General features: G+C 74.3%; 20 protein-coding genes. 13 read left to right on the forward strand and 7 right to left on the reverse strand.

All coding sequences use genetic code 11. From position 1 onward, the window contains the following. Positions 1–151 precede the first annotated feature (151 nt). From ACFY0O_RS02040 to ACFY0O_RS02060, 5 genes are read left to right on the forward strand one after another with little or no spacing between them, the layout of a single operon-like run. Complete coding sequence (locus ACFY0O_RS02040) at positions 152–1,417, forward strand: phenylacetate--CoA ligase family protein (RefSeq protein ID WP_388941568.1); 1,266 nt, start codon at positions 152–154, stop codon at positions 1,415–1,417. After that, complete coding sequence (locus ACFY0O_RS02045) at positions 1,414–2,763, forward strand: MFS transporter (protein WP_388941570.1); 1,350 nt, start codon at positions 1,414–1,416, stop codon at positions 2,761–2,763. Before ACFY0O_RS02040 ends, ACFY0O_RS02045 begins: the two co-directional genes overlap by 4 nt. After that, complete coding sequence (locus ACFY0O_RS02050; RefSeq protein ID WP_388941572.1) at positions 2,760–3,911, forward strand: GNAT family N-acetyltransferase; 1,152 nt, start codon at positions 2,760–2,762, stop codon at positions 3,909–3,911. Before ACFY0O_RS02045 ends, ACFY0O_RS02050 begins: the two co-directional genes overlap by 4 nt. Beyond that, the gene (locus tag ACFY0O_RS02055; protein WP_388941573.1) at positions 3,908–5,056 is read left to right on the forward strand and encodes an acyl-protein synthase; all 1,149 of its coding nucleotides are present in this window, start codon (positions 3,908–3,910) and stop codon (positions 5,054–5,056) included. The genes ACFY0O_RS02050 and ACFY0O_RS02055 overlap by 4 nt, the downstream gene beginning before the upstream one ends. 14 nt (positions 5,057–5,070) lie before the next feature. Further along, a complete protein-coding gene (locus ACFY0O_RS02060) occupies positions 5,071–7,611 on the forward strand; it encodes an acyl-CoA reductase (protein ID WP_388941576.1) in 2,541 nt (846 codons plus the stop codon). A 98-nt stretch (positions 7,612–7,709) separates the two neighbouring features. Here the strand turns inward: ACFY0O_RS02060 and ACFY0O_RS02065 are convergent, their stop codons facing one another. After that, the gene (locus ACFY0O_RS02065; protein WP_388941578.1) at positions 7,710–8,993 is read right to left on the reverse strand and encodes an MFS transporter; all 1,284 of its coding nucleotides are present in this window, start codon (positions 8,991–8,993) and stop codon (positions 7,710–7,712) included. A 119-nt stretch (positions 8,994–9,112) separates the two neighbouring features. On the opposite strand from ACFY0O_RS02065, the gene ACFY0O_RS02070 reads away from it, so the two are divergent. From ACFY0O_RS02070 to ACFY0O_RS02080, 3 genes are all read left to right on the forward strand, one after another. Next, complete coding sequence (locus ACFY0O_RS02070; protein WP_388941581.1) at positions 9,113–10,036, forward strand: AraC family transcriptional regulator; 924 nt, start codon at positions 9,113–9,115, stop codon at positions 10,034–10,036. Between the two features lie 117 nt (positions 10,037–10,153). Then, positions 10,154–11,014, forward strand: a complete 861-nt coding sequence (locus ACFY0O_RS02075; protein WP_388941583.1) for a carbohydrate-binding protein — start codon at positions 10,154–10,156, stop codon at positions 11,012–11,014. 122 nt (positions 11,015–11,136) lie between these two features. Further along, positions 11,137–12,825, forward strand: coding sequence for an ABC-F family ATP-binding cassette domain-containing protein (locus tag ACFY0O_RS02080; RefSeq protein WP_388941585.1), 1,689 nt, complete (start codon positions 11,137–11,139; stop codon positions 12,823–12,825). Here ACFY0O_RS02080 and ACFY0O_RS02085 read toward each other — a convergent pair. Next, the gene (locus tag ACFY0O_RS02085; protein WP_388941587.1) at positions 12,777–13,280 is read right to left on the reverse strand and encodes a DinB family protein; all 504 of its coding nucleotides are present in this window, start codon (positions 13,278–13,280) and stop codon (positions 12,777–12,779) included. The genes ACFY0O_RS02080 and ACFY0O_RS02085 overlap by 49 nt on opposite strands. A gap of 235 nt (positions 13,281–13,515) precedes the next feature. Between ACFY0O_RS02085 and ACFY0O_RS02090 the strand changes: the two genes are divergently transcribed. Next, on the forward strand, positions 13,516–14,115 hold the full coding sequence (locus ACFY0O_RS02090; protein WP_388941590.1) for a hypothetical protein: 600 nt from the start codon (positions 13,516–13,518) through the stop codon (positions 14,113–14,115). A gap of 76 nt (positions 14,116–14,191) precedes the next feature. Here the strand turns inward: ACFY0O_RS02090 and ACFY0O_RS02095 are convergent, their stop codons facing one another. Further along, on the reverse strand, positions 14,192–16,168 hold the full coding sequence (locus ACFY0O_RS02095) for a GTP-binding protein (protein ID WP_388941591.1): 1,977 nt from the start codon (positions 16,166–16,168) through the stop codon (positions 14,192–14,194). A 166-nt stretch (positions 16,169–16,334) separates the two neighbouring features. On the opposite strand from ACFY0O_RS02095, the gene ACFY0O_RS02100 reads away from it, so the two are divergent. Next, on the forward strand, positions 16,335–17,363 hold the full coding sequence (locus ACFY0O_RS02100; protein ID WP_388941594.1) for a helix-turn-helix transcriptional regulator: 1,029 nt from the start codon (positions 16,335–16,337) through the stop codon (positions 17,361–17,363). Here ACFY0O_RS02100 and ACFY0O_RS02105 read toward each other — a convergent pair. Continuing rightward, positions 17,354–18,337, reverse strand: a complete 984-nt coding sequence (locus tag ACFY0O_RS02105; RefSeq protein WP_388941596.1) for an SDR family oxidoreductase — start codon at positions 18,335–18,337, stop codon at positions 17,354–17,356. The genes ACFY0O_RS02100 and ACFY0O_RS02105 overlap by 10 nt on opposite strands. A 125-nt stretch (positions 18,338–18,462) precedes the next feature. Between ACFY0O_RS02105 and ACFY0O_RS02110 the strand changes: the two genes are divergently transcribed. The 3 genes from ACFY0O_RS02110 (at position 18,463) to ACFY0O_RS02120 (ending at position 21,835) form a co-directional block, all read left to right on the forward strand. Next, a complete protein-coding gene (locus tag ACFY0O_RS02110; protein ID WP_388941599.1) occupies positions 18,463–18,903 on the forward strand; it encodes a VOC family protein in 441 nt (146 codons plus the stop codon). A 231-nt stretch (positions 18,904–19,134) separates the two neighbouring features. Then, entirely contained in the window at positions 19,135–21,024 is a 1,890-nt protein-coding gene (locus tag ACFY0O_RS02115; RefSeq protein ID WP_388941601.1) for an ATP-binding cassette domain-containing protein, read from the forward strand. Positions 21,025–21,085: 61 nt separating this feature from the next. Next, positions 21,086–21,835 (forward strand): class I SAM-dependent methyltransferase, encoded by a 750-nt coding sequence (locus tag ACFY0O_RS02120; protein ID WP_388941603.1) that lies wholly within the window; start codon positions 21,086–21,088, stop codon positions 21,833–21,835. Positions 21,836–21,928: 93 nt separating this feature from the next. On the opposite strand, the gene ACFY0O_RS02125 is transcribed toward ACFY0O_RS02120, so the two are convergent. The 3 genes from ACFY0O_RS02125 to ACFY0O_RS02135 form a co-directional block, all read right to left on the reverse strand. Further along, positions 21,929–22,573 carry a CatB-related O-acetyltransferase gene (locus ACFY0O_RS02125; protein ID WP_388941606.1) on the reverse strand — a complete coding sequence of 215 codons (645 nt, stop codon included), beginning with the start codon at positions 22,571–22,573 and terminating at the stop codon, positions 21,929–21,931. Between the two features lie 82 nt (positions 22,574–22,655). Continuing rightward, on the reverse strand, positions 22,656–22,856 hold the full coding sequence (locus ACFY0O_RS02130) for a hypothetical protein (protein WP_388941608.1): 201 nt from the start codon (positions 22,854–22,856) through the stop codon (positions 22,656–22,658). Further along, complete coding sequence (locus ACFY0O_RS02135) at positions 22,856–23,041, reverse strand: hypothetical protein (protein WP_388941610.1); 186 nt, start codon at positions 23,039–23,041, stop codon at positions 22,856–22,858. The genes ACFY0O_RS02130 and ACFY0O_RS02135 overlap by 1 nt, the downstream gene beginning before the upstream one ends. Positions 23,042–23,078: the final 37 nt, after the last annotated feature.

Here is a 23,078-nt window from a genome sequence, read left to right on the forward strand (position 1 = left end):
TTTTCCCAATTTGGTGATCGACGTACTGATGTTTCATCATCATGACTGAGCGTCACATCCTGGCGCACATCGAGCGGGCGGCCCGGACCGTGCCCGCTCGCGCCGCGCACAGCCGCGGCTCCGTACCGATCCGTCACCTAGGCAAAGGCCCATGTCCGCCCAGCAGCTCTCGGACCTCATACGTTTCGCCCGCCACAACTCGCCCTTCTACCGGGACCTCTACGCGTCCCTGCCGCCCGGCACCGACCGCCTCACCGATCTGCCGGTGGTCGACCAGCAGGCGTTCTGGGCAGCCAACACCCCGCAGGACAACCGCGTCCTGACCGGCCCGCTCAGCGAGGCCACCGTCTACAAGACCGGCGGCACCACCGGGTCGCCCAAGTTCTCCGTCTACACCCGCGACGAGTGGCGCACCTTCGTCACCGCCTTCGGACAGGGACTCGTGGACACGGGCCTGCGCCCGGGACACCGTGTCGCCGACCTCTTCTACGCCGGGGAGCTGTACGCCAGCTTCCTCTTCGTCCTCGACTCCCTCGCCCACGCGCCCGTGGACAACGTCCGCCTCCCCATCGGCGGCGGCGCGCCGCCGGAGTCGACGATCCCCACCCTGCGCGACCTCGCGGCCCAGGTGCTCGCCGGAACGCCGACCACCTTGTGCCGGCTCGCCGAGCAGGTCGTCTCGTCCGGTGTCCGGCTCGACGCGGTGGAGCTGCTGCTCTTCGGCGGCGAGGCCCTCTTCGACGACCAGCGGCGCCTGCTGGCCACCGCGTTCCCTCGCGCCGAGGCCCGTTCCGTCGGATACGCCAGCGTCGACGCCGGACTGCTCGGCCGTCCCGTCCCCGGCCCCGACACCCGGGTGCACCGCCCCTTCGCGCCGTACTCGGTCGTCGAGATCCTCGACGACTGCACCGGTGAGCCCGTCACCGAGCCGGGCCGGCCCGGCCGGGTCGTGGTCACCAGCCTCTTCCGCCGCCTCATGCCGATCATCCGCTACCCCGCGGGCGACCGGGCCGAGTGGACCGGCACGGGGCCCGGGCACTTCCGGATCCTCGGCCGGGCCGAGGAGGGCGTACGGGTGGGACCCGTCTCCCTCTACACCCAGGACGCCCAGGACGCCGTCGCCGCGGCGGACACCGCCGGGCAGGTGGTCGGCGTGCAGCTCGTCGTCCGCCGCTGGGAGGGCCGTGACGGCCTCGTCCTGCGGCTGGCCGCCGCCCCCGGTGCCGGGCAGGGCCGGGAGGAGCTGGCCGGGTCCGTCGTCGCGCGGCTGGAGGAGGTCCGGCCGCTGTATCCGGACAGCGTGCGCGCCGGGTTCGTGCACCCGCTGTCCGTGGAGTGGGTGCGCCACCGCGACCTCGCCGTCAACCCGCGCTCGGGCAAGCTCGTCCGGGTCCTCGACGAGAGGCCGACCGCATGACCACCACCCCGCCCACCGCCGAGACCCCGACGCGGCCGACGACCACGACACCGGACGCGACGGAGAAACCGACCGCGCCGGAGACCGGGACCGCGGCCGGCCGGCGGCGCGCTCCGCTGGTCCTGCGCAACCGCGCATTCGGCGCCGTGTGGCTCGGCCAGGTCCTCACCCAGGCCGCCGTGCGGATGTTCCAGGTCGGCGTGGCCTGGTGGATCGTCGCCTACGCCGTGGAAGAGGCGCGCGGGCTCGCCTCCGGGCTGTTCATGGCGGCCTGCACGCTGCCCGCCGTGGCACTGGCGCCGGTGGTGGCCGCGGCGGTCGCCCGGTGCGCGCACCGGGCGGTGCTGCGCAGCGCCGCCGCCCTGGCCGGATGCGCCTCGGGGGCCCTCGCCCTCTCGGCGTACGGCGGCGGCCTCCCGCTCGCCGCCGTGTACGCGTCCGGTCTCGCCCTCGCGGCCTGCCAGGCGTTCTTCGACCCCTGCCTGACCACCTCGGTGCCCGAAAGCGTCGACGACGCCGACGTCGAGACGGCCACCGGCTTCGAGCTGTCCACCCAGTCCCTGGCCGGGCTGGGCGGAGCGCTGCTCGGCGCGCTGACCGTCGACCGGGCCGGTGTGGCCGGGCTGGCCGCCGGCTGCGCGGCCGCCTACCTCGGCGCCGCCCTCCTCGTCGCGAGCGCCCGGTTCCGTACCGACCGCACGGGAGCCGAAGCCGAGGCCGACGCCCAAGGCGCGGCCGCGGACCCGCCGCGGCGGCGCACGCTGCGCGGCATCCTCGGGGACCTCCCCTACGTACGGCGGATCCTGGTCTGCTTCACCGCGGCGAACCTCTTCACCGCCGCCGTGTTCGTCGTCATCCCCCTCTACACCCGTTCGGTCCTCGCGGGCGGTGGCGGCACCGTGGCCCTGCTGGAGGCCGCACTGGGCACCGGCACGCTCGTCGGCGCCTTCACCGGCACCCGCCTGCCGGGCCGCCCCACGGTCGCCGGCGCGTACGCTCTGGGCCTGATGGCCCTCGCCCTCGCGCTGCCGGGGCTGTTCGCACACCGCCTGGTGATCATGGGCTGCCTGGCGGTGGCCGGCTGGTGCGCCGGGGCCGTCAGCGTCCGTTTCGTGGCCCTGTTCCAGCGGCTGGTGCCGCCGGCCGACAAGCCCGGCTTCTTCGCCGTGATGCAGGCCGTGCTGGGTGCCTCGCTGCCGGTGGCCTCCCTCGCGTTCGGACTCGCCGGGGACTTCCTCTCCCCGCGGGTGCTGTGCCTGGTGCAGGGCGCCGGACTGGTCCCCGCGGCCTTCGCGCTGGCCCTGCTGAAGGCCCCCGCTGCCGCGTCCGCCGGAGGTGAGCGGTGAGTCCCGTCGTCACCCCCGCCGCGTGCTCGGACATCGCCGAACTGCGCCAGCTCTACTACGCGGTCTACGGACCCCACTACCCCGTGGCCCTCGGCACGGACCCGGCCGAGATGGCCCGGCTGATCGAGGACCCGCACTCGCTGTGGCTGGTCGCCCGCTGCGCCGACACCGGGGCGCTGACCGCGTCCGCCGCCATCCACGGCGAGGCCGGCAGCCGGATCGGCCGCCTGGAGGGCATCGCCGTGCACCCCGGGCACCGCTCGGCGGGCCTGGCCGCCACCCTCACCGGGGCCCTGTGCGCGGGCATGCTCGACACGGGCCGGCTGGACTCGGTGTACGCGACCGTGCGCACCGTCAGCGCCGGCCCGCAGCGCGTCGTCGCCCGCAACGGCTTCCGGCCGCTGGGCATCCTGCCCAACGCGGTGGATCTCCGCAGCCGCGAGAGCCTCGCACTCTACGCGCGTCACTCCGCCGGGGTGCTGGACCGGCGGCTCCCCGTCGCCGAAGTACCCGCCCCGCTCCTGCCGTTGCTGCGCACCGCCGAGGCGGCGCTGGGCATCGGCTACCCCGGGGTGCGGGCCGCCGCCGGCCCGCGTCCGGCCCCGCCCGCGGTGCGGAATCCCACGGACGACCGGCTGGAGGTGGTCGAGGCGCCGGCCTTCGTCCGCCGCCGCTTCCGCGAACGGTTCCCCGGCGCCGAGGGCTGGTTCTACCCGCTGCACACCCCGAACGTGCTGCTGACCCCCGAGGACGGCCGGTTCGAGGTGTACGCCTACCTCAACCGGGCCGGCGGCTACTGCTCCCTGCTGACCGCCCACCCCGACCCGGCCGCCGCGGCCGCGTGCCTGGAACCCGTCACCCGGGCCCTGGCCCGGGCCGGGGCGGGATACGTCGAGGCCCTCGTACCGCTCGCGCACCAGGAGGTCCTCGCGGCCTTCCTGGCCGAGGGGTTCGTCGCCGGAGCCGTCTACCCGGCGATGCGCGCGGACGGCGACGGCTTCCACGACTACGCCGTCCTGTCCCGGTCGAGCGAACGCATCGACTTCCGCGGCGTCGCCGTCGAACCGCCCCTCCAGCCCTATCTGGACTGCTACGTGTCGGCCTGGGCGTCGACACACCTGCCCACGTCATCCGAGGTTGCCCCATGAACCCCCATCTCGCGCCGGTCGCCGTACCCGACCCGGCCCTCCTGCCGCACGTACAGCAGCTGTGCGACCTGACCGACCCCTACGCCTTCGGCGCGGCCGAGGACGAGCTGTTCGCCGCCGCCATGGCGGAGACCAACGCCTGGCACGCCGAACGGTCCCCCTTCTTCCGCTCCCTGTACGAGGCCACTCCCCCGGCCGAGCCCTACCGCACACCGCTCGTCCACGCGAACTTCTTCAAGCGGCACGAGGTGCTCTCCATCCCGCGCGAGGACGTCGAGCTGCACCTGACCTCCTCCGGCACCACCGGCCAGAAGTCGCAGATGTTCTTCGACCGGTGGACGATCCGCTCCGCCCAGCGGATGGTCGCCCGGATCTTCGAGCGCAACGGCTGGATCACCCCCCGCCAGGAGGTCAACTACCTCCTGTACAGCTACGAACCGGCCCCCTCCCTCAACCTCGGGACCGCCTTCACCGACAACTACCTGTGCGACTTCGCCCCGGCGCGCAGCGTGGAGTACGCCCTGCGCAACACCGGCGGCGACCACGAGTTCGACCCCTTCGGCTGCATCGCCGCCCTGCGCCGCTTCGAGCGGGAGGACGCACCCGTCCGCATCCTCGGCTTCCCGGCCTTCCTCTTCTTCACCCTGGAGCGGATGCGGGCCATGGGGCTGCCCCCGCTGCGCCTGCCCGAGGGCTCCCTCGTCGTCCTCGGCGGCGGCTGGAAGGGGCACGCCGACCGGCGCATCGGCAAGGAGGAGCTGTACGCCCGCGTCACCGAGCAGCTCGGCATCCCGGGCGAGCGGATCCGGGACACCTTCGGGTCGGTCGAGCACTGCGTCCCGTACATCGAGTGCGACCACCACCGCCTCCACGCCCCCGTGTGGTCCCGGGTCACGATCCGCTCCACGCGCACCCTCGAACCCCTGCCCTACGGGGAGCGGGGCTACCTGCACCTGGTGTCCCCGTACATCACCTCGGTACCGGCGCAGAGCGTGGTCATGGGCGACCTCGCCTCCCTGCGGCCGGGCGAGGCCTGCGGGTGCGAGCTGAGGACCCCCTGGTTCACCGTCCACGGCCGGGCCGGGGTGAGCCGCAACCGCAGCTGCGCGGTGGCCGCAGCGGAACTGATGAAGGGCATGGCCTGACCGTGACGGAGAACATGACCGCGACCGCGTACGCACGGCACGGCGCGGCGGACGCCCCCCACTACTGGCAGGGCGCCTTCATCGGCGACGAGGAGGCGGGGCGCCGCCTCGCCGCCCTGCCGACCGCCGTGGAGGCCGCCCTGGCCACGGTGCTGGAGACCGAGACCGTGCTGGCCGCCTGCGCGGCCCTCGCCGCCGCCCTGCGCGACCCGGCACACCCGGTGCACGCCCGGCTCGCCGCGCAGCTGCCCGAGGGAGAGGACCCGGCCGTCCTCGCCGAGCTGGGCGGTCTGCTGGACCGGCGGGAGCTGACCCGCAAGCTGCGCCGCGAACTCGGCGGCGCCTCTCCCGGACGGCTCAACCGGGCCGATCCGCGCGAGAGCGTCTACGAGGCGTGGGCACCCGTCGGCCTGGTCGCCCACATCGCCCCCGGCAACGCCGCGACGGTCGCGCCGCTGAGCATCGTCGAGGGCCTCCTGGCCGGGAACGTCAACGTCCTGAAGACCAGTGGCGCCGACTCCCTGTTCACCCAGCACCTGGCGGCCGAGCTGGCGGCCCTCGATCCCACCGGCGCGCTCGCCGCCCGGGTGATCGTGCTGCGCTTCCCGTCCGCCCGGCAGGAGTGGCTGCGCCTGATGTGCGCGCCCGCGGACGCCGTCGCCGTGTGGGGCGGGGAGGACGCCGTCCAGGGGGTGGCGGCCCATGTACCGGCCGGCTGCCGACTGGTGGAGTGGGGGCACCGGATCTCCTTCGCCTATCTGACGGGTGACGTGTGGTCGGATCCGGGCACGCTGGAAGCCCTCGCGGACGATGTGTGCCGGTACGAGCAGCAGGCCTGTTCCAGCCCGCAGGTGGTCTACCTCGACACCGAGGACGAGGAGGAGCTGTTCGCCTTCGCCGGGCGTTTCGCCGCGGTCCTCGCGACCCGCCCGCCGGCGCCGGACACCGCGTCGCGGAGCGGGGCGGACCCCGCCGAGGCCGCCGAGCTGACCACCACCGAACTGGTGGCCCGGCTGGAGGAACACCTCGGGCTGACGCGGGTGTTCGCCGCGCCCGACGGCTCGTGGCGGGTCATGGCCGACACCCGCTCACCGCTCACGGCCTCGCCGCTGCACCGCAGCGTGTGGGTCAAGCCGCTGCCCCGCGAGCGGCTCATCGCCACGCTGCGCCCGATGCGCCGCTACCTGCAGACGGCGGGCATCGCGGGCAGCCGCTGCGACGTCGCCGAGCTGTCGCGCACCGCGCTGGCCGCGGGCGTCACCCGTGTCACGCCGGTCGGCGCCATGCAGGCCAGCTACGCGGGCGAGCCGCACGACGGGGTCTACGCCCTCCAGCGCTACAGCCGCCGCGTCGCCGTCCAGGCGGACCCGGCCGCGTTCGCCACCACCGCCTGCCTCGACGACCTGGTCCGCCCGGTCGTCCTGCCGCCGCCGACGGGCCCGCTGCTGGGCAAGGAGGACGTGCAGGCCCCGGCCCGGGGGCTGGCGCGGGCCGATGCCGAGCTGTACTTCCGCAGCGGCGGCAGCACGGGGGCTCCGGCCCTGTCGGTCTTCAGCTACGACGACTACGACGTCCAGATGCACGCCGCCGCGCGGGGCCTGCTCGCCGCCGGCTACGACCCGGCCGGGGACCGGACCGCCAACCTCTTCTACTGCGGGGGCATGTACGGCAGCTTCATCAGTTTCTTCTCCGTGCTCGAACGGCTCGGCGGGGTGCAGCTGCCCCTGGCCGCGGGCCCGGACCACCGGGCCACGGCCGAGGCGCTGATCGAGCACGGGGCCGACACCCTCTTCGGCATGCCCTCCTACCTGTGGCAGCTGCTGCACGCGGAGGCCGACGCACTGCGCGCGTACGGGGGCCTGCGCAAGGTCTTCTACGGCGGGGAGCACTTCACGCCGGAGCAGCAGCGCACGCTCAAGGCGGAGTTCGGCATCGAGGTCGTCCGCTCGATCACCTACGGCAGCACGGACCTCGGCCCGCTGGGCTACCAGTGCGCGGACAGCTCCGGCGGTGTCCACCACCTGCACGCCGATCTGCACACCCTGGAGATCGTGGACCTGGCCGAGGACCGGCCGGTGGCCCCGGGCGAGACGGGCCGGCTGGTGTTCACCACGCACGCCCGGCGCGGCCAGGACCTGGGCCGCTACCTGATCGGCGACCTCGGCCGGGAGATACCGGGCCGCTGCCCGTGCGGGCGGCGGGCGCCCCGCTTCGAGCTGATGGGGCGCACCGGTGACGTGATGCGGGTGGCCACGTACTTCCTCCACCACCGGCGCTTCCTGGCGCTGGCCGAGGAGCGGGGCGGCCACCGCGGCGAGCTGCAGATCCGGCTCGACGGCACGCAGGCGCGCGAGCGGCTGACCGTACGGGTGGAGAAGGCGCCGGCGACGGAACCGGAGCGGCTGCGGGAGGTCTTCCTGTCCGGCTACCCGGAGCTCCGCTCGGCGGTGGCGGAGGGGCTGCTGGACCTGGTGGTCGAGCCGGTCGACGGGGCGTCGCTGGACCGCAGCCCCACCAGCGGCAAGCTCCTCGCGGTGGTGGACGCCCGCCGCTAGCCGTCTCCTTCGGATCCTGTCGGTCAGGCCCGCGTCGGCCGGCGCCTCTCCCCCGCCCCTCCCGGCCCTGGTCCGGGAGGGGCGGGTGGAGGCGTCCGTCAGCGGTCGAGGGGCGCGTGGGCGCTCTCCGGCAGCCGCAGGTACACCGCCGAGGAGCACAGGCACAGGGCGGCGACGTACCAGGGGAACAGTCCGGGCCGGCCCAGGTCCTGCAACAGGGTGCCGAGATAGGGGGCCGTGCCGCCGAAGAGGGCGACGGTCAGCGAGTACGGGAAGCCGATGCCCGCCGCCCGCACCCGGGCCGGGAAGACCTCCGCGTTCACGGCCGCCGAGACCGAGGTGAAGCCGGTGAGCAGCACCATGCCGGCGCACTGGACGAGCAGCAGGGACAGGAACGAACCGTCCAGCGCGCGCAGCAGCGGTACGACGAGCAGGGCGAAGCCGAGTCCGAAGAACAGCAGGGCCGGCTTGCGTCCGTAGCGGTCGGACAGCAGGCCGCCCAGCGGTTGGAGCAGGGCGAAGAACGCCAGGGACAGCGTGCCGGCGAGCAGCGCGTCGCCCTTGGCGATGCCGGTCCGGAGCTCGGCGTACGTCGGCAGGTACGAGGTCCACGTGTAGTACGCGAGGGTGCCGCCGGCGGTGATGCCGGCGATCCGCAGGGAGGCACGGGGGTGGTGGCGCAGCGCGTCGAAGAGGCCGGGGCGCGGCGCGGCGGGGCGCGCGGCGAGGGTCTCCTGGGCGCCGCGCCGGATCCAGAACCCCGCGAGGCTGAGGACGGCGCCGAGCAGGAAGGGCACGCGCCACCCCCAGCCGCTCATGGCGTCCTCGGGGAGCAGGGCCACGAGCAGCGCGGCCAGGCCGGAGGCGGCGAGCTGGCCGATGGTGGTGGAGACGTACTGGAACGAGGAGAACAGGCCCCTGCGGCCGGGCCCGGCGGACTCCACGAGGAAGGTGGTCGAGGCGGCGAACTCCCCGCCGACGGACAGGCCCTGGAGCAGCCGCGCGGCCACCAGGACGACCGGGGAGAGCAGGCCGGCGGCCGCGTACGGCGGGGTGAGGCCGACCAGCAGGCTGCTGCCTCCCATGAGCAGGATGGTGGCGGTCAGCGCGGTGCGCCGGCCCTTCCGGTCGGCGATCGCGCCCATCAGGAGCCCGCCGACCGGGCGCATGAAGAAGCCGACGGCGAAGACGGCGAAGGTGGAGAGCAGCGGGAGGAGGGAGTCGCCGGCGCCGGAGGGGAAGACCTGCCGGGCGATGTGGGTGGCCAGGAAGGTGTAGGCGTACCAGTCGTACCATTCCACGGCGTTGCCGACGGAGGCGGACAGCAGCTGGCGTAACGGGTGGCGCGGCGGGGCGGGAGCGCGCGTCTCAATCTCTGTCATGATCACGTCCTACCCGGAGGGGGCGGTGCGGCACTCCCCGCCCGAGGGCGGCGCACGACGGCGGCAGACGGCCGTGATGGGTCTATACCTGTCGGCGGGCGGCCCCGGAGACTGCGGGGATGGACCCGCTGCGGAACCCCCGCCTCCCCGACCTGCCCCTGCACCGCCTCGAAGTCCCCCTCCCCCACCTGATGCCCTTCGCCATCGGGACCTTCGACACCATCGGCCCCCTGTCACGCGCCTCCTTCCCGCACCGGCACACCTTCTACGAGATCGTCCACGTGACCGGCGGGAGCGGCGCGCACGTGCTGGACCTGGTGCGCCGCCCGGTGGAGCCCCCGCAGCTGTGCGTGATCACCCCCGGCCAGGTCCACCACTGGGCCGAGGCGGACGGGCTCACCGGGCAGGTGGTCCTCTTCGACGAGGACTTCCTGCTGCCCCACGCGGACGACGCGGCCGCCCTGCGGGTGCTGGCCGGCCGGCCCGGGCACCCGGCCGCCGACCAGGCCGCGCCGATCGCCGCTCTCCTGGCCGAGATGGGCCGCGAGTACCGTGACCTGCGGCCCGGCTACCGGAACGTGCTGCGGGCCTGCCTGCACATCCTGATCACCCGGGCGTCCCGGACGCCCGGCCCTCCCCCGGGCGCGCCGGCCCCGGCGCGCGACCGGTCCGCCGAACTGGCCGCGGCCTTCGGCCGACTGCTCTGCGAACCCGGCGGAGCGGGCCGCCCGGTCGGCTGGTACGCACGGGAACTCGGCCTGTCGGCGGGGCACTTCCAGACGCTCGTGCGGCGGGCCACGGGCCTCTCCCCCGGCCGTCTGATCCGCCGGCAGCAGACACTGGAGGCGAAGCGGCTCCTCTCCGGAACCACCATGACCGTCCGTCAGATCGCCCATCTGACGGGGTTCTCGGATCCGGCGTACTTCTGCCGGTTCTTCAGGAGGGAGACGGGAATGTCGCCGGGCGAGTTCCGGGACCGGGCCGGTCGAAATCACCACGATCCCCGGATCGAGTCCATCGCCGCGCACCCGGACGGACCGTAGGTTGGCTACCGGCCGCGATCGGACGGGCCGCCCGGGCCGACGGCCCCGGCGGGCTCCGCCCTCCCCCGTCGCGCCCCCACCCCCGCCCCACCCACCCGTCCAGGCGAGGAGGCCTCGATGCCCACACCCACACCACAGGAGTCCACCCCGGCACCGGAACCCATCGGCGAAGGACGCCGGGTCAGCCGCAAGGCCGTCCTGCGCGCGGCCGCCGCGCTCGGCGCCGCCCCGCTGCTGCTCGGGGGGCGCGTGGCGCTCGCCCGTGACCTGCCGGCGCCGGGCCCCGCCGGCCTCGCCCCGACCCCGGACTGCCACGACGGCGACGAACCGACGGTGGAACAGACGGAGGGACCGTACTTCAAGCCCGCCTCTCCGCTGCGCGATTCGCTGATCACGCCCGGTACGCCCGGCACCCGGCTCACGGTCACCGGGTACGTCTTCGGGCGCGGTTGCCGGCCGATCCCGGGCGTGCTGTTGGACTTCTGGCAGGCGGACGACAACGGCGCGTACGACAACAGCGGCTACGCCTTCCGCGGGCACCAGTTCAGCACGGCGCAGGGCTCGTTCAGCCTGACCACCATCGTGCCGGGGCTCTATCCCGGGCGCACCCGCCACCTGCACGTCGAACTCCAGGCACCCGGGCGCCGGGTGGTCACGACGCAGTTGTACTTCCCGGGCGAGCCGCGCAACGGCACGGACTCCCTCTTCGACAGCCGCCTGCTGATGAACCTGCGCCAGGCGGGGCCCGGCCAGGAGGGCACCTTCGACTTCGTCCTGGACGTGCCCCAGGACCCGACCACCCCGCCGACCACTCCCCCGCCGACGACTCCGCCCACGGGCACCTGGACGGCGGGCCGGGCGTACCGGGCCGGCGACGGGGTCACGTACGCCGGGATCGCCTACCGCTGCCTGCAGGCGCACACCGCCGTCGCGGGCTGGGAGCCGCCGAACGTCCCGGCGCTCTGGCAGCGCCTCTGAGGACCGCCCGGCCGGCCGGCCGACCGGATGCTTTCGCGAGACGAAACGTCTTGTTAGGGACCTGGGTGATCACCTAGAGTTTGGCGAGACGGAACGTCTCGTCGAACGAAAGGGGTGGGCCTGTGCGTGCTTCAGAGGGTGGTAGCCAGGTCGTGCTGGCCGAGGTCGGCAAGCGGTACGGCACCCGGACCGTGCTGGACCGGGTCGGGTTCTCCGTGCGGCCCGGGGAGCGGATCGGGGTCGTGGGGGACAACGGGGCGGGCAAGTCGACGTTGCTCAGGCTGCTGGCCGGATGGGAACGCGCGGACGCGGGCGAGGTCCGCGTACGGGCGCCCGGCGGGGTGGGATACCTCGCCCAGACCCTCGAACTCCCGCCCGGGGCACGGGTCGGCGACGCCGTGGACCGGGCACTGGCCGGCTTGCGGGAGCTGGAGCGGCGGATCCGGGCCGCCGAGGAGCGGCTCCACCTGGCCGGCCCCGAGGAGGTCGAGGCGTACGGGCGGCTCGTCGCCGAGTACGAGGTGCGGGGCGGACGGGACGCCGACCGGCGGGTGGCCGCCATCCTGCGACGCCTCGGCGAGCGGGAGCCGATCGAACGGGGCCGGGTGCTGGGCACGCTGTCCGGCGGCCAGCGCCAACGGCTGGCACTGGCCGCGGCCCTGGCGGCCGAGCCGGAGCTGCTGCTCCTCGACGAACCCACCAACGACCTGGACGACGAGGCGGTCGGATGGCTGGAGGACCATCTGGTGCGGCGGACCGGCACCCTCGTGGCCGTCACCCACGACCGGATGTTCCTCGACCGGGTCACCACCGCGATCCTGGAGGTCGACCACGAACGGTCCACCGTGCACCGGCACGGCAACGGCTACGCCGGCCACCTGGTCGCGCGCGCCGCCGCACGCGCACGCCGGGAGCGGGAGTACGAGGAATGGACGGCGGAGAAGCAGCGGGTGGAACGGCTGGCCGACGGCAACATCGGACGGCTCGCCCAGATCCCGCGCAAGGCGCCCGCCGCGTTCAGCGGGGCGGGGGCCTTCCGCGCCCGGTCGCGGGCGCACGGGGCGATGAGCCGCATCCGCAACGCGCGGGAACGGCTCGCGCGGCTGACGGAGCATCCGGTCGAGGCACCGCCGCAGCCCCTGCGGTTCACCGGGCGGTTCGGGGCCGACGGGGGCCCGGCCGGCGGGGTGGACGTCCAGGACCTGGCCGTGCCGGGGCGCCTCGCCCCGGTGTCGTTCCGGCTGGCTCCGGGTGAGCGGATGCTCGTCACGGGGCCCAACGGGTCCGGGAAGTCGACCCTGTTGCAGGTGCTCGCGGGTCTCGTGCCGGCCGGGCACGGGAGCGTACGGGCACCGGAACGGGTCGGGCTGCTGCGGCAGGACGACCCCTGGTCCGGCGAAAGCCGGTGCGCCGCGGCGGCGTTCGGGGAGGAGGTGGCGCAGGCCCTGGTGCGGTACGGGCTGCTGGGCACTGCCGACGCGGGCAAGCCGGTACGGGAGCTGTCCGCGGGGCAGCGGCGCAAGCTGGAGCTGGGCCGGCTCGTCGCGGGCGGACCCTACGACCTGCTCCTCCTCGACGAGCCGACCAACCACCTGGCGCCCGGCGTCGTGGAGGACCTCGAGGCGGCGCTGGGCCCGTACACCGGGACCCTGATCGTCGTCAGCCACGACCGGCGGCTCCGCTCCGGGTTCACCGGGAAGCGCCTGGAACTGAGCCGGGACGAGGCCCCGGAGCTCCGCTCCCGGACCGGGCGGCACCCGCGTCAGCGCCCGGTCGAGCCGTCGATCCCCTCACGCAGGATGTCCGCGTGACCCGCGTGCCGGGCGGTCTCCTCGATCATGTGGACCAGCACCCAGCGCATCGACGGCGGCGGGGTCTCCCGCAGCGAGCGGGCGCCCGGGCGGTCGAGGTCCGGGCAGGCGAGGACGACCTCGTTCGCCCGGGCGGCCGCCTGACGGTAGGCGTGCGCCAGGCCCGCCGCGGTGTCGTCGGCGCGGACCGCTTCCTCGTCGTCCCAGGGGTCGCGGTCGGCGCCGTCGTAGGCCCAGACGAACCAGTTGAGCTCGACGGCCGTCAGGTGCTTGAGCAGGCCGAGCAGGCTGGTCCCGGAGGGCACGCCGGCCGTGCGGACGGCCGGCTCCGGGACCCCTGCCGCCTTGGCGAGGACGGACTCGCGCAGGTAGTCCAGGAAGGCCAACAGGGTTTCCCTCTCACCGGCGTTCAGGCTGGGAGGCCGGAGATCGGGGCGGGGCTCGGCGGTCGTCACGGCACCACCGTAGACGATCGCCCAACGGCCCCGGCGTGCGCGTGGCGGACATCGTCGAGGTGCGGGGCGGAGGCGCCCAACTGAACGGCGCGGTCGACGCGCTCGGCGGCGACGGCGAGTGGTCCGCGCGCCTTGTCGGTGGACCGGCGCCCTGCTGGGGCCTGTACGGCGGATCATGGCCGGACAGGCCCTGGCTTCGAGCGATTTGATCACTCGGAGGGGGAGGTGGCCGGAGGTGACCAGCTCCGGGGTCCGGCGCGTGGCCGGGTTCGTACTGCTCGCGGCGGTCGCCGGGTGCGGAAGTCCGGCGCGGCCGCACCCGTCGGCACCGGCCTCGCCGACGCCGCCGCTGTCGGCCGCCGAGCTGCGCACGCACCTCCTGCCCGCGGTCATGCCGGGCGGCTGGACCTCCCAGGCCGACCCCCAGGACCAGAGCCCGAAGACCTCGTCCCCGCCCCCGGCGCCCTCGTCCTGCGGGGGCCTGCTGGACGGGCAGAGCGTCGTGGACGCGAGCACGACGGCCGCCTCCGCCGACGCGACCGCCATGTTCAGCGGCGGGCACTCCGCCGGAAACGGCGTCATCCCCGGCATGGAGAAGCTGTACGCCTTTCCGGACGGCGGCGCGCACCGGGCGATCGAGGACATCCGCGCCCCGGTGGCCCGCTGCCGGAACGTGGAGTCGCCGCACGCGACGGGCGAACCGGCCGAGACCGCCGGCTTCGCCGTCGCCGCGGGTCCCCGGCTCGGGGCGGGCATAGGGCGTCGGCGGACCGGGGGCGGGGGCGCAGCGTCCTCGGCCAGGGTGCGGACCGCGCCGCGCCGCGCCGCGGCCTGACGGTCATCGGCGGGCCCCGGGCTACCGACGCTCCTGCCGCGCACCGGCACCGGCACCGGCACCGGCACCGGCTGATTCACATCCTCCGGTGCGCGTGCAGGAGGTATTCCTCGCGGTTCAGCGGATTGTGGTCGCCGCGCGCCCGCACGCGCGGGGTGCGGGCCGGGCGGTGGTGGGCGAACTCCGTCTCCAGGACGCCCGTCCCGCCGGTGAGCTCCGGCAGTTCCCGCTCCAGGCCGTGCACCCGGTCCGCCGGCAAGTGGCCCTCGACCACGTACGCGTCCCCCGCCGCCACCGGGGGGCCGGGCAGGGCCCCGTGGCGGGCCAGGGCCAGCGCGACCGCGGGGTAGGCGTCCTGCGCGAACTCCAGCCGGAACCGGTGCACCGGTTCGTGCACCCGCGTCGTGGCCCGCCGCAGCGCGGCCATCAGGACGAGCGGCGTCAGGGCCCTGAACTCGCCGGCCGTGCTGCGGATGCTGCAGAAGCCCGAGTGGGTCATGGTCACCGCGCAGTCGGGCACCTGCCAGCCGGACAGGCCCTGCCGCAGTGTCGTGCGCACGGTCTCCTCGACGGCCCGCATGTAGCCCGGCGGGAGCGAGCCCAGTTCGACCTCCCGGCGGAAGACGACCCCGCTGCCGGGCGGAGCCGGCTCCACCCGCAGCCCCACCGTCGCCAGGAACGGGTTCCCCTCGTGGTCGAGGACCTCGTACGCGGCGCCCGTCCCCGTGACGCGTTCCACGCAGATCGGTGTCGTCTCGCGGAAGGAGACCTCGATCCCGTACTCCTCGGCGAGGGTGGCCGCGAGGACCTCCTTCTGGACCTCTCCGTAGAGGGACACCGACGGCTCACCTCCGTGCGGGTCCTGGCGCAGGCCGATCAGCGGATCCTGCTCGGCGAGCTGGGCGAGGGCCGTGTGGAGGTCGCCCGCGCGCTCCGGACCGGCCGTGGGCACCACGACGCTCTCCAGGGTGGGCGCGGCGAAGACACGGCCGTACGGGCGGCCTTCGGGCTCCCGGCCCACCACGTCCCCGATCCGGACCGTCGGCAGGCCGCGGAGCGTCGCGATCTGCCCGGCCCGCGCCGCCGTACGGCGCACCGCCGTGCCGCGGTCGAAGACGGCCAGCCCCGTGACCTTGTGCCCGGTGCCGCGGACCGTGACCTGCTCGCGGGTCCGGAGCTCGCCCGAGAACAGCCGGACGTAGGCGATCCGTTCACCCCTCTCCCCGCGCTCCACCTTGAACACCCGTCCCGACAGCGGTCCGCCGGCATCTCCGGGGGCGGCGGGCAGCAGGTCCCCGATGCCCTCGACGAGGGCATCGACGCCGGCGCCGGTGATCGCCGAGCCGACGTACACCGGGTGCAATCGCGCACGGCTCGTCTGCCGCGCGAGCGAGGTCCGCAGGCGGGCGTACGGGAGGGAGGTCCCGTGGTCCAGGTAGGCGGCGAGGAGGTCGTCGTCGTGGGTGGTGAGCACGTCGAGGAGGTCCCGGGTGAACGCCTCGTCCTCCCCGGCGGGTGCCGAGATCCGGGCCGTCCTCGTGCCGAGCCCGGAGGTCACCCGTCCCATGGGGACGACGGGCACGGCGAGTTCGCGCGCGATCTGCCGCAGCACCCGGACGTCGTCGGCGCCGGGCCGGTCGACCTTGTTGACGAACACCAGGGCCGGGATGGAGAGCCGCCGCAGCGTCCGCATCAGGACGCGGGTCTGCGGCTGCACGCCCTCGACCGCGGAGACGACGAGCACGGCGCCGTCGAGGACGCCGAGGACGCGTTCCACCTCTGCGATGAAATCGGGGTGACCGGGGGTGTCGATGAGGTTGACGGAGACGGCCGACTCCCCGCTCCCGAGGGGGAAGTTGACCACCGCCGCCTTGATGGTGATGCCGCGGCGGCGTTCCAGTTCCAGGCTGTCGGACCGGGTGTTGCCGGCGTCGACGCTGCCGATCTCGTCGATGACCCCGGCCGCGTACAGCAGCCGCTCGGTCAGGCTGGTCTTACCGGCGTCGACGTGGGCGAGGATCCCCAGGTTGAGCGTGCGTGGCGTGGGTTGCACAGAGCGTCATGTCCTTCGGGTGGATGATCGTTCCTTTCGCGGGGGACATGAACGGTCGGCGCATCGGTGGTCTCCTCGGAGGCGGCGGGCTGTCCCCGGAACGGTCGCACACCGGCTGCGGGGACACCACCGAATACTGGGGGGGATGCCACCGGATACTGGGGGGATGCGTGCCGCCCGCCTGATCCGTATGGCCCTCCTGATCCAGTCCCATCCCGGTCTGACCGCGGCCGCTCTCGCCCGTGAGCTGGAGGTCTCCGAGCGGACCGTGATCCGTGACGCCCAGGCCCTACAGGAGGCCGGCGTGCCCGTCCGGTCGGAACGGGGGCGGGTGGGCGGGTACTTCCTCGCCGCGGGCTACCGGACGCGGCTCACCACGCTGCACCCGAGCGAGGCGGAGACCCTCTTCCTGTCCGGTCTGCCCTCGGCGCTGCGGGACCTGGGGCTGTCGGACGCGGCGCAGACCGCCCGGCTGAAGCTGACAGCGACCCTGTTGCCGTCGCTGCGGCAGGCCGCCGAGTCCTCCGTGCGCCGCTTCCACCTCGACGCCCCGGCCTGGTTCCGTGAGCCCGCCGCCCCGCCGCTGCTGCCGGAACTGGCCCGCGCGGTGTGGGCGGACCGGCCCGTCGAGCTGTCGTACGTGCGGCCGGGCCGCGGCGGTGCGCCGGCGGCTGCCGTGACGCGGGTGGTGGAGCCGTACGGGCTCGTGCTGAAGGCCGGGGCCTGGTACGCCGTGGCCCGCGTCCCGGGTGGGGGGCCGGAGCCGGACGGCGGCTGGCGCACCTACCGCGTCGACCGCATCACCGCCCTCGGCCCCGCCCCGGGAGCGCGGGAGCCCTTCGTGCGGGACCCGGACTTCGAGCTGGCCGCGCACTGGGCGGCCCGCTCGGCCGCCTTCGCCCGTACCCTGCTGCGCACCGGCGTGACGGTCCGGCTGACCGCCCGGGGGCTGCGCCGGCTGCCCGCCGTCGTGGACGGAGCCGCGGTCGCCGACGCGCTCGCCTCCGCGAGCGCCCCGGACGCCGCCGGCCTGGTCACGCTCGACCTGCCGGCGGAGTCGGAGGACGTCGCGTTCGACCAGCTGGCCCGGCTGGGCGCGGACGCCGAGGTACTGGCCCCGGCCGGCCTGCGCGACCGGTTCCGTGCACACGCGGCGGCCCTGGCCGCCCTCTACGGGGCGGACCCTCAGCGGTAGTCGTCGGCGGTGCGTTCCCTGCCGCCGTGGACGACGTCCTCGAAGTACGCCCAGGCGTCCGGCCGGCTGCCGTCGACGTCCGTCACCCCGTACACCCGGGCGAGTTCCGCGCTGGAGGTGGACCTGCCGTTCCACCTGCGCGCGCGGTCCGGGTCGGCGGCGAGCGCCACGATGGTACGGGCCAGGTAGTACGGGGACTCGGCGATCGCGAACGACGGCTCCCGGGCGATCGCGTCCCGCCAGTTCTCCTCCCCCACTCCGAAGTGGGAGAGCATCTGCTCCGAGCGCAGGAAACCGGGTGAGACGGCGACGGCCGCACCGCCGTACTCCGCGAGCTCCTGGCCCAGCCCGAACGCGAGGCGGATCGGGGCGTTCTTCGCCAGGTCGTAGTACATGTTCTCCCGGTAGCGGCGGTTGTAGCGGGCGGTGCCGTCGGTGACCTCCACGTGCAGCGGTGCGTCGGAGCGGATCAGCAGGGGCAGCAGCAGGGCCGCCGTGACGACGTGCGAGCGCGCGCCGAGTTCCAGGATGCGCAGGCCGTCGGCGAGGGGTGTCTCCCAGCTCTTCTTCCCGAACACCGAGGTGGCCAGGAGGTGCTCGCCGCCCCACAGGTCGTTGACGAGGATGTCGAGCCGGCCGTGCTCCCGGTCGATCCGCCCGGCGAGGGCGCGGACCTGGGCTTCGTCGAGGTGGTCGGTGGGAACGGCGATCCCGGTGCCGCCTCCCGCCGCGGTGACCAGTTCGGCGGTCTCCTCGATGGTCTCGCTGGTCCGGCCGACCTCGCTGGCCCGGGCCCGGGTGGTGCGGCCGGTGACGTACACGGTCGCACCGGCCCGCCCGAGCTCCACGGCCTGGGCCCGCCCCGCCCCGCGGGTGGCGCCGGCCACGAGCGCGATCCGCCCGGTGAGCGGGCCCGCCGGACCGGGGTGATCGGTGTCGTGACGGTTGTCGATGGTGTTCTCCTGGTCGCTCATGTCATCCAGCGTCCGCCCCATACCCGACAGAACACGTCACCTTTTCGCGAGGGTGTCGCGCGTCACCCGGGCCACGGGCCACGCCGCCCGCCCGACAGCCGCGCCCGCGGGCGTACGGTGACCCCATGGAGCAGCGCATCACCCTGGTCACCCTGGGAATCTCCGACCTCGCCCGTGCCAAGGCCTTCTACCAGGCGCTGGGCTGGCGGGGCCAGGAGGTCGAGGAGACCGTCTTCTTCCAGGCGGGCGGCCTGGGACTCGTCCTGTGGGACCGCGGCAGACTCGCGGACGAGTGCGGCCTGGAGGACACACCGCAGCCGGCGCCCGGCTTCGGCGGCATCGCCCTGTCGCACAACGTCCGCTCCGACGCCGAGGTAGACACCCTGCTGGCGGCGGCGCGACGCGCGGGCGGGAGGATCACGAAGTCGGCGTCCGTGAACGCACTCGGCTTCCGCTCCGGCGCCTTCACCGACCCCGACGGCCACCCCTGGGAGATCGCGCACAACCCCGGCTTCCCCTTCAACGAGGACGGCTCGATCACCCTCCCGGACTTCGGCGGCGCCTAGGCCGTGCCTGAGGTGCCCCCACCGGCGGACACCGGCACGCTCCGAGCCTCGGCGATTCGGCCAACGCCCGTTTGTGGCAGTGCCGTTGCGGGCGGCGGGTCGGTGTAGTCTCCACCCTCGCCCGCCCGCCGAATCCCGGGGTTTCCGAGCCGACCGAAAGACGTGTGTTCGAAAAACCTGGGGCTGTCGTTGAGCTCACGACAGCGTCCGACCGGCGATCCAGGGGGCCGAATGACCACGCCCGGGGCACACCGCACGCCAACCGAAGCACCGCCTCCGCCGCCGCCCGCGGAGATCACCTACAGCGGTCAGTACTCCGTGAATCCCCTCGCCGAGGTGTCCTTCCGGGCGATGTGCGCGACGCTCCCGGCGGTGCTGGCGCGGATCGGGCGGCTGTCGTGGCGCACCGACCCGCGGGCCGTGCGGCTGCTGGTCGGGTGCCAGGTCGTCACCGGTGCCTCGGCCGCGGTGCTGCTGGCCGCGACCGCCCGTGCAATGGGGCCCGTACTCGGCGCCGGAAGCGCCGCCGACCGGCTGTACGGAGCCCTGCCCGCGTTGCTGGTCGTCGCCGGCGCCGCGGCGTTGAACCGGGTCTCGGGGGCGGTGGCCACGTACGCGGAGCGCAGGATCACTCCCCTGCTGACTTCGCACACGGACAGCGCGCTGGTGGAGGCGGTCTGCCGGGTCGAGGCCGCCGCCTACGCCGGGGACGGCTTCTCCGACCGGCAGGAGGCGGCCGAGATGGGGGTGGTCCGCACGCATGTGATGGTGACCGACGCCCAGCGGTTCGTGTCCTCGCTGATCCGCCTGGTCACCGCCGGCGGTGTCCTGTCGCTGCTGAACGTCCTGATGCTGCCCCTGCTGCTGCTCGCCGTGCTGCCGGCCGGGGTCGGGGCCGTGCTGACCGCCCGGGTCGACTACGAGATCCACTACGCCAATGTCTCCGACAGGAACGTACGGGGGATGATGCGCTGGTGGGCCACCGCGTCCCAGTACGGGGACGAGGTCCGCGCCAACTCGATGACGGACTACCTCGTCTACTGGTACCGCGCCCTGTCCGAGCGGTGCGACCGGCGGAACCTGGCCGCGGCGCCGCGGACCCTGCGGATCTCGCTGGTGTCCTCGCTGGCCGGCGGCGTGTTCCTCCTGGCGACGTGGGGAGCGCTCGCCTGGCTCGCGGTGACGGGCCGCATCGAGCCCGCCGTCGCCGCCACCGCCGTCATCGCCGTGCAGACGGCGCTCGCCGCCCTCTCCCAGGTCGTCGTCAACGGCGCCGCCGTCTTCCACACCAGCCTGTACCTGAGCGACATGCAGTCCTTCCTCGACGAGGCCGCCGCCCGTGCACCCCGGCGGGGCCCGGACAGGATCAGCGGCCCGGTCGAGCGGATCCGGCTCGACGAGGTCGTCTACCGCTACCCCGGCAAGGACAGGCCCGCCGTGGACGGCGTCTCCCTCACCCTGGAGCGCGGGCAGATCCTCGCGATCGTCGGCGCCAACGGCTCGGGGAAGTCAACCCTGACGCGGCTGATCACCGGGATCTACCTCGCCGACAAGGGCAAGGTCACCTGGAACGGATCCGACCTGGCCGACACCGACCCCGGCACCGTCTGGCGCCGTACCGGGCTGGTGCCGCAGGACTTCGCGCGCTGGCCGCTGCGGGTCCGCGAGAACATCACGCTCGGGCAGCCCCGCACCCACGACGACGGGCCCGTGTGGGAGGCCGTCGACGCGGTCGGTCTGCGCGAGGCCGTCGAGGAGCTCCCGAGCGGCCTGGACACCCTCCAGGCCCGCGACGTCTGGGGCGGGGTGGAGTTCTCCGGCGGGCAGTGGCAGCGCGAGGCCTGTGCCCGCGCCCTGTACCGGCAGCCCGAGCTGCTGATCCTGGACGAGCCGACGTCCCAGATGGACCCGCGCGGGGAGCACCAGATCTTCGAGGAGATCAAGGCCATCGCCGCCGACCGCATCACCATCATGGTCACCCACCGGCTGGAGAACACGAAGGTCGCCGACCACATCGTCGTGCTGGAACACGGGCGCATCACCGAACAGGGCCGCTACGACGACCTCGTCCACGGCGGCGGAACCTTCGCCGAACTCCTCGCGCTCTCCCAGGACCGATAGTCCCCTGACTCCCCGGCCCAGCCGCCCGCCCACCCGCCCGCATCCCCCGTTGGAGGACTTGGTGACCACCGAGAAGGACACCCTCGCAGTCTGGAACACCTACGGCGCCCACCAGCTGGCCCGAGGCCTGGAGCCACCCGAACTGGACCCGTGGGACTGGGGAGTTCCGCAGGCCGGTCCCGGAATCGGCGCGCTCGGCGAGGTGGCGGGGCTACGCGTCCTCGACCTCGGCAGCGGACTGGGCCGGCACGCCGCGAAGCTGGCCTCCCTGGGCGCCGAGGTCACCGCCGTGGACGCCTCCCCCGCCCAGCACCGGCGGGCCGTCACCCGCTACCCGAGCACCCCCGGCCTGCACCTCGTGTGTGCCGACGCCGTGGCCCACCTGCGCGACGCCGGGCCGTACGACCTGATCTACTCCGTCTGCTCCCTGCCCTACCTGGACCCCGACCGCGCGCTGCCGGCCCTGGCCGGCGCCCTCGCACCGCGCGGCCGCCTGCTCTTCTCCGCCCTGCACACCAACTCCGCGGGCGCCGGCCCGTCGAGCGAGGTGGCACCGCGGCCCGAGGTCCTGCGGCTGCCCGGCACCACCGAGGAGCACCCGGTGGCCATGTGGGTGCTCACGCCGACCCTGTGGGAAGACCTCCTGGTCCAGTACGGCCTCACCCTGGACACGGTCACGGCCATCGACGCGCCGGACCCCGACAGCCCGCTCTCCTACCGGCTGTACGCGGCCCGCCGCCGCCCGGCCCGCGTGTCGCGCCCTCTTCTCACCAGCTCTGACGCCCCCTCGGCTCTCCCCCACCCCTCGTAGCAGAAGGCGGAACCGATGGCGATGGAGCAGACGGGCCGTTTCGCCCATCGCCCTCGCCCGGGGAGCACGGGCCCTCGCCGTCCCGCCCCGGGCTCAGGCCCGGGGTGCGACGGCTTCGAGCTCGCCGACGGTGCCGGACATGACGACCCGCAGGTGGGCGGTGAGGTGTTCGGTGGGCCAGTCCCACCAGGCGAGGGCGCACAGGCGGGCGACCTCGTCGGCGGTGTAGCGGGTGCGCAGGAGCCTGGCCGGGTTGCCGCCGACGATCCCGTAGTCGGGCACGTCGTCCACGACCACGGCACCGGAGGCGATCACCGCACCGTGCCCGATGCGTACTCCGGGCATGACCATGGCGTGGTAGCCGATCCAGACGTCGTTGCCGACGACGGTGTCGCCCCGGCCGGGGAGGCCGGTGATCAGGTCGAAGTGTTCGGCCCAGGCTCCGCCCATGATGGGGAAGGGAAAGGTGGAGGGGCCGTCCATCCGGTGGTTGGCCCCGTTCATCAGGAAGCGCACCCCGGTGCCCAGCGCGCAGAACTTGCCGATGCGCAGCTTCTCCGGCCCGTAGTGGTAGAGCACGTTGCGGGTCTCGAACGCGGTCGGATCGTCCGGATCGTCGTAGTAGGAGTACTCCCCGACCTCGATCAGGGGCGAGGTCACCAGCGGCTTCAACAGGACCACGCGCGGCTGACCGGGGAACGGGTGCAGCACCGTCGGGTCAGGGGGCAGGCGATGCATGGCGGTCCCTCTCTACAGGCGATGGCAATGGGGCAGGCGGAGGTGGAAGCGGAAGCACTCCCATTCTGCGCGTGCGCGCCCCTCAGTCGGCCCGGGGTGCCCAGGTGGCGGCGTGGGCCGCGGCGGTGCGACCGCGCGTCAAGGCCACGACCGCCCCGGAGACGGCCACCATGGTGAGCCCAACGCCGAGCAGGGCCGGGGACATCCAGCCGCCCTTGCCCAGGTTGATCATCAGGCCGCCCAGGAGGGCCGCCGCCCCCGCTCCGAGGACTCCGACGGCCATCAGTGGCAGGGCGTCATGGGTCCGATCAGGTGCCGGTACGCGGCCCGTTCGACCGCGTCCACGCCCGCCGCGCCGTCGCGGTTGACGACGAGGAACCCGAAGAGGGCCTTGTCCCCGGCCCCGGGAGCGCCGCACGCGCACACCGTGGCGGGCGCGGCGGGCAGCATGTCCCGTGCGGCAAGCATCTCCCGGCCCAGCGGAGACAGCCCGCCGAACGCCCGC

This window comes from Streptomyces sp. NPDC001594 (genome assembly GCF_042893675.1).
Lineage (GTDB): Bacteria > Actinomycetota > Actinomycetes > Streptomycetales > Streptomycetaceae > Streptomyces.